The 5,360-nt window shown below is 61.5% G+C and carries 3 protein-coding genes; 2 read left to right on the top strand and 1 reads right to left on the bottom strand.

All coding sequences use genetic code 11. The features are described from left to right. Positions 1-511: 511 nt before the first annotated feature. Positions 512-3,094, top strand: a complete 2,583-nt coding sequence (locus tag AC4FAH_RS09815; protein WP_225346674.1) for a TRAP transporter permease — start codon at positions 512-514, stop codon at positions 3,092-3,094. Positions 3,095-3,470: 376 nt separating this feature from the next. Continuing rightward, positions 3,471-4,877, top strand: a complete 1,407-nt coding sequence (locus AC4FAH_RS09810) for a PhoH family protein (RefSeq protein ID WP_213113778.1) — start codon at positions 3,471-3,473, stop codon at positions 4,875-4,877. Positions 4,878-5,066: 189 nt separating this feature from the next. Here the strand turns inward: AC4FAH_RS09810 and AC4FAH_RS09805 are convergent. Further along, positions 5,067-5,360: hypothetical protein (locus AC4FAH_RS09805; RefSeq protein ID WP_490245960.1), on the bottom strand; the 294-nt coding region annotated here is incomplete at its 5' end.

Genomic DNA, 5,360 nt, shown 5'->3' with positions numbered 1-5,360 from the left:
TGCCCTGCGCGCCTCGCCTGCGAGGCGCCATGCATGAACGCTCACCCTGCGCTCAGGGATCCGAGCACAGGGAGCACAGGGAATTCCCGGAGACCGCACTCGTTGCGGTCTCCGTGCTTGTGGAAAGTCTGCATTCCCGGGCGGCCACTTAGGTCGTGCAGGAAAGGGCCAACCAGAAAAAGGCCGAGCAGGGAAAGCGCAGCAGAGATACCCGCCGTCAGCGCGCAACCAGGACTTGCCTGCGAGTGGCAAGTGACGTGACGGCAGCCGCAGCATGGACAAGCGTGACCATACAAGGCCTCACGCTCGTCACGAGCCTAGCTCACTACCCGTTCAGGACATCGTTCAGGAAATTTACGCCCTGATCGGGTGAATCAATGGAAACATCTGTCAGGCCGGACATACTGAAGACGTAACCAGCTTGATAAGCATGTGGTTGAGCAGGACCTTCTGGTCGAGCAAGAAGGTGACCTGTCAGCCATCGCCTGACTCGCGTACCGGATCACAAAAAATGACCAAAACCCAAACTGCAGCAACGTCTCAGGCGCCAGACGCCGAGACGCATCATGATGCTGAAGTCCTCGAGATGCTGGAGTCGGAAACCGGCGGCCGTCATCCCGTAGGCTTCGTGGGCCGCCACTTCATGTGGCTGATTCCACTGGCATGGTCGTTGTTCCAGCTTTACCACGCCTCGCCGTTGTCGCTGCTAAATTCCGACACCGCGCGCGCCGTGCATCTCTGTTTTGCCATCTCGCTGGCCTTCGTGGCGTACCCGGCCTACAAGGGGGCTCCCGCCAATCGCATTCCCCTCTATGACTGGGCCCTGGCGATCTTCGCCGTGGCGGGTGTCGCCTATGTGCTGATCTTCAGTGATGAACTGGCACGTCGCGCTGGCGCCTATACCACCGTGGACCTGGTGTTCTCGGGAATCGGCCTGGTCCTGCTGCTGGAAGCCACACGGCGCGCACTCGGGCCGCCCCTTGCGGTCGTCGCCAGCGTCTTTCTTCTCTACAGCCTGTTCGGCGCCTACATGCCCGATGTCATCGCGCATGCCGGGGCCAGCCTCAACAAGCTGCTCGGCCACCAGTGGCTGACCACGGAAGGGGTGTTCGGGGTCGCGCTCGGCGTTTCCACCGACTTCGTGTTCCTGTTCGTGCTATTCGGTGCCTTGCTGGAACGTGCTGGCGCCGGCAACTACTTCATCCGCATGGCCTTCTCCATGCTCGGCCACATGCGGGGCGGACCGGCCAAGGCCGCCGTCGTCGCCTCTGGCCTGTCCGGTATCATCTCCGGCTCCTCCATCGCCAACGTCGTCACCACCGGTACCTTCACCATCCCGCTGATGAAGAAGGTCGGCTTCCCGGCCACCAAGGCGGGCGCCGTGGAAGTGGCCGCGTCCACCAATGGCCAGCTGACGCCGCCGATCATGGGCGCCGCGGCCTTCCTGATGGTCGAATACGTCGGCATTCCTTACCTTGACGTCATCAAGCATGCCTTGCTGCCGGCATTGATCTCCTACATCGCCCTGATCTACATCGTGCACCTGGAAGCGTGCAAGGCCGGCATGGAAGGCCTCAAGCGCACCCAGAAGACCAGCATGATCGCGACCTTGCTGACCTTCCTGACCGTCTTCATCGGCATGGGGATACTCACGCTGGTCGTCTACTACGGCATCGGCTGGATCAAGACCCTGGCGGGGGATGGCGCGGTCTGGATCGTGTTGCCGCTGCTGCTGGCCTCCTATGTGGCACTGATCGCCTATTCGGCACGCTTCCCGGAACTTGGGGAAGGCGACATCGATGAACTGCCGCCGGTCGGCCCGACCGTCAAGGTCGGTCTCTACTTCCTGCTGCCGGTCGTCGTGCTGGTGTGGTGCCTGACCGTCGAACGCATGTCACCGGGACTGTCGGCCTTCTGGGCCGTGCTGTTCATGATCTTCATCACCGTGACCCAGCGTCCGCTGGTGGCCATCTTCCGCAAGGAAGGCAATGTCGGCGGCGCCGCACAACGCGGTGGCGAAGACCTCTTCCATGGCCTGGTGATCGGCGCCAAGAACATGATCGGCATCGGTGTGGCGACCGCGGCGGCAGGTATCGTCGTGGGTACCGTGACCCTGACCGGGCTGGGTCTGAAGATGACCGCCTTCGTCGAGTTCATCTCGGCCGGCAACCTGATGCTGATCCTGCTCTTCACCGCCGTGATCAGTCTGATTCTGGGCATGGGCCTGCCGACGACCGCCAACTACATCGTCGTCTCGACGCTGATGGCACCGGTCATCGTCAATCTGGGCGCGGAAAACGGCCTGATCGTGCCGCTTATCGCCGTGCACCTGTTCGTGTTCTACTTCGGGATATTGGCCGATGACACGCCACCGGTGGGGCTAGCCGCCTTCGCGGCGGCCGCGATCGCCAAGGCAGACCCGATCAAGACCGGTATCCAGGGCTTCACCTACGATATCCGCACCGCGATCCTGCCGTTCATGTTCATCTTCAATACCAACCTGTTGCTGATGAACATCGACAGCTACTGGCATCTGGCGATCACGGTGGCCTCGGCCGTCGCGGCGATGCTGGTCTTCGCGGCGGCGACGCAAGGCTACTGGCTGACGCGTACGCGCTGGTATGAGACCATCGGTCTGCTGCTGATCACCTTCACGTTGTTCCGTCCGGGCTACTGGTGGGACATGATCTATCCGCCGACCACCATGGCCGCGCCGCAGCAGATCGAGACGCTGATCGCCGAAGCGCCGGTGGACAGCAAGCTGCCGATTCACGTCTCGGGCATCAATCTGGACGGCGACGAGGTCTCCAAGACCGTGTTGCTGCCGGTCTCTGACGCCGAGAGTGGCGAAGCCCGTCTGACCGATGTCGGCCTGACGCTGGATATCAGCGACGAGCAGGTACTGGTCAGCATGATCGAGTACGGCAGCGTGGCACAGCAGGCCGGCATCGATTTCGACTACACCATCGATGGCATCCAGCAGACGGCTGAGCGTCCGCCGAAGGAAATCGCCATGCTGCCGGCACTGGCATTGCTGTGGCTGATCGGCTTCCTGCAGGTACGTCGACGTCGTCAGCAACCCGCTGTTGCCTGACGCCGCAGCGTTATCCGCTCGACAAGATAGCGTTTCAGCGCCAACCCTCACGGCGGATGCCGTGAGGGGATAAACAAAAGCCGCCCCCGAGATGCTCGGTGGGCGGCTTTTTCATGCCTGCGGCGCTGTCTTATACCTGAGGCGCTGACTTTGCGTGCGGCGCGGCTGGCTCTCTCTGCTACAGGTTGGCGCTGCTCAGCATGATGCTGTCAGGCACCAGGCAAGAGGGCATTTCATGAGGGAGCAACAGTATGCGCCTGCCCTGCGTGACCTGTCTGCAAGGCTAGCGTGAAATATGAACGCGTTTTTGCAACACGATCGACATATTCATCATGCTAGCTTCAAGGGGCACACTCCAACGGAAGGCATGTCGCCAATGGTAAGAGTCGAGAAGCAGTCCCGTCGTCTGTACGTCCTCGATACCAACGTGCTGATTCACGACCCCTCAGCCCTGTTCCAGTTTGACGAGCATGATGTCGTCATCCCGATGACGGTGCTGGAGGAGCTGGACAAGCACAAGAATGGCAACAAGGAGATTGCCCATACCGCCCGCCAGATCAGCCGCACGCTGTCCGATCTCACCGCGGATGTCACACCTCAGGAAATCCTGCGTGGAATTCCGCTCCCGCCTTCCATGAATGGCACGGGCAACCTTCACTTCCTCTCCGGCCATGTCGATCAGAGCGACGCCTGCGCCGACAATCGTATTCTCGCCGAGACTCGCAGCCTGTCTGCACGCTGTCAGGACGCCTCGGTCATCCTGGTGACCAAGGACATCAACCTACGCATCAAGGCCGCCGCCCTGGGCATGGCGGTGGAAGACTATCTAACGGATCGCGCCTTCACCGACAGCGACGCCATGATCGAGGGCGTCAAGCTCTTTCATGAGGCCGGCCACGACGGCCAGGGCGTCTGGGACGACATGCAGGTCGATGTCACCGTCACGCGCGAGCACCATCGCACCTTCTATGAGCTGTCAGGCCAGATGCCCAAGGACTGGTACCCGGGCATGCTGATCGCGGATTGTGATGGGGATGATGGCGCCAGCTTCGAGGCCATCGTACGCGAGCTGGAGCACGACTATGCACGCCTGGAAGTGCTGCAGAACTATCGCAACGAGCGCAGCGCCTGGGGGGTGAATGCCCATGACAGTCGCCAGAACTTCGCCCTCAACCTGCTGATGGACGACAGCGTCGACATGGTGTCGATCGCGGGCAGTGCAGGCACCGGCAAGACTTACATGACGCTGGCTGCCGCGTTCGAGCAGACACTGGAGAAGAAGCGTTTCGAGCGCATCATCTTCACCCGCGCGCCGATCGCGATGGGCGAAGAGATCGGCTTTCTGCCCGGCACCGAAGAAGAGAAGATGTCGCCGTGGATGGGAGCCTTCCATGACAACATGGACAACCTGCTGCGCAAGGAGGGAGAAGGCACCAGCGCCTGGAACGAGGAGGCCACGCGCGCCTGGATCGGCAATCGTGTCCAGATTCGTTCACCATCCTTCATGCGTGGCCGCACGCTGAGCGATACCTTCCTGATCATCGATGAAGCCCAGAACCTGACGCCCAAGCAGCTCAAGGGCCTGCTGACACGGGCGGGCGCCAACACCAAGGTGGTACTGCTGGGCAATGTGGGCCAGATAGACACTCCCTATCTGACCGCCAACACCTGCGGCCTGGCGGTGGCAGTGCAGCGCTTCAGCTCGTGGCCGCATGCCAGTCACGTGACACTCAAGTGCGTCGAGCGCTCACGTCTGGCGCTGGTCGCGGAAGAGCTGCTGTGAGATGTTCGCCACACTTTTGACAACCTGATTCACCCGATGGCGTCGCCATCACGACACTGACGGTTTTGATATCTCAACAGCACTGACAAAAAACGCCGCCCATCAGGGCGGCGTTTTCGTGTGCATTGCATCACGTCAGTCATGGAGATCATCACGCCGCAAGTGCGTGGCGATCACTCGGCAAGGCTTTCAGCATACGAAGGGCGGCAAGGGCGCAAAGGCCAGGCGTTCCTTGAGCAGCTTGTTCTCATGCGTCAGCTGCCCCAGCTGGGCCTCCAGGCGTGAGTATTCCGCCGAGGAGTGCTCCAGCTGTGCGCGCATGTCCTTGAGCTCCGTCTCGCGCTGCTGGCGAGCCGAGGTCTCCTCAAAGCGGCGACGCTCTTCTTCCTGCAGCTGCTTGCGTTGCTCGGCTGCCTGGGCATCGAGACGCTCGACGCGCTTCTCGAGCTGCTCCTGACGACGTCGATGCTGCTTGTCGAGCTC

This window comes from Cobetia sp. (assembly GCF_983723665.1).
Note: the sequence above shows the minus strand (reverse complement) of the source record. Positions and strands in the feature narration are given on the sequence as shown.

Coding starts and splice junctions, on each gene's coding strand:
- AC4FAH_RS09815 (WP_225346674.1), top strand. CDS start 512: ATGACCAAAACCCAAACTGCAGCAACGTCTCAGGCGCCAGACGCCGAG.
- AC4FAH_RS09810 (WP_213113778.1), top strand. CDS start 3,471: ATGGTAAGAGTCGAGAAGCAGTCCCGTCGTCTGTACGTCCTCGATACC.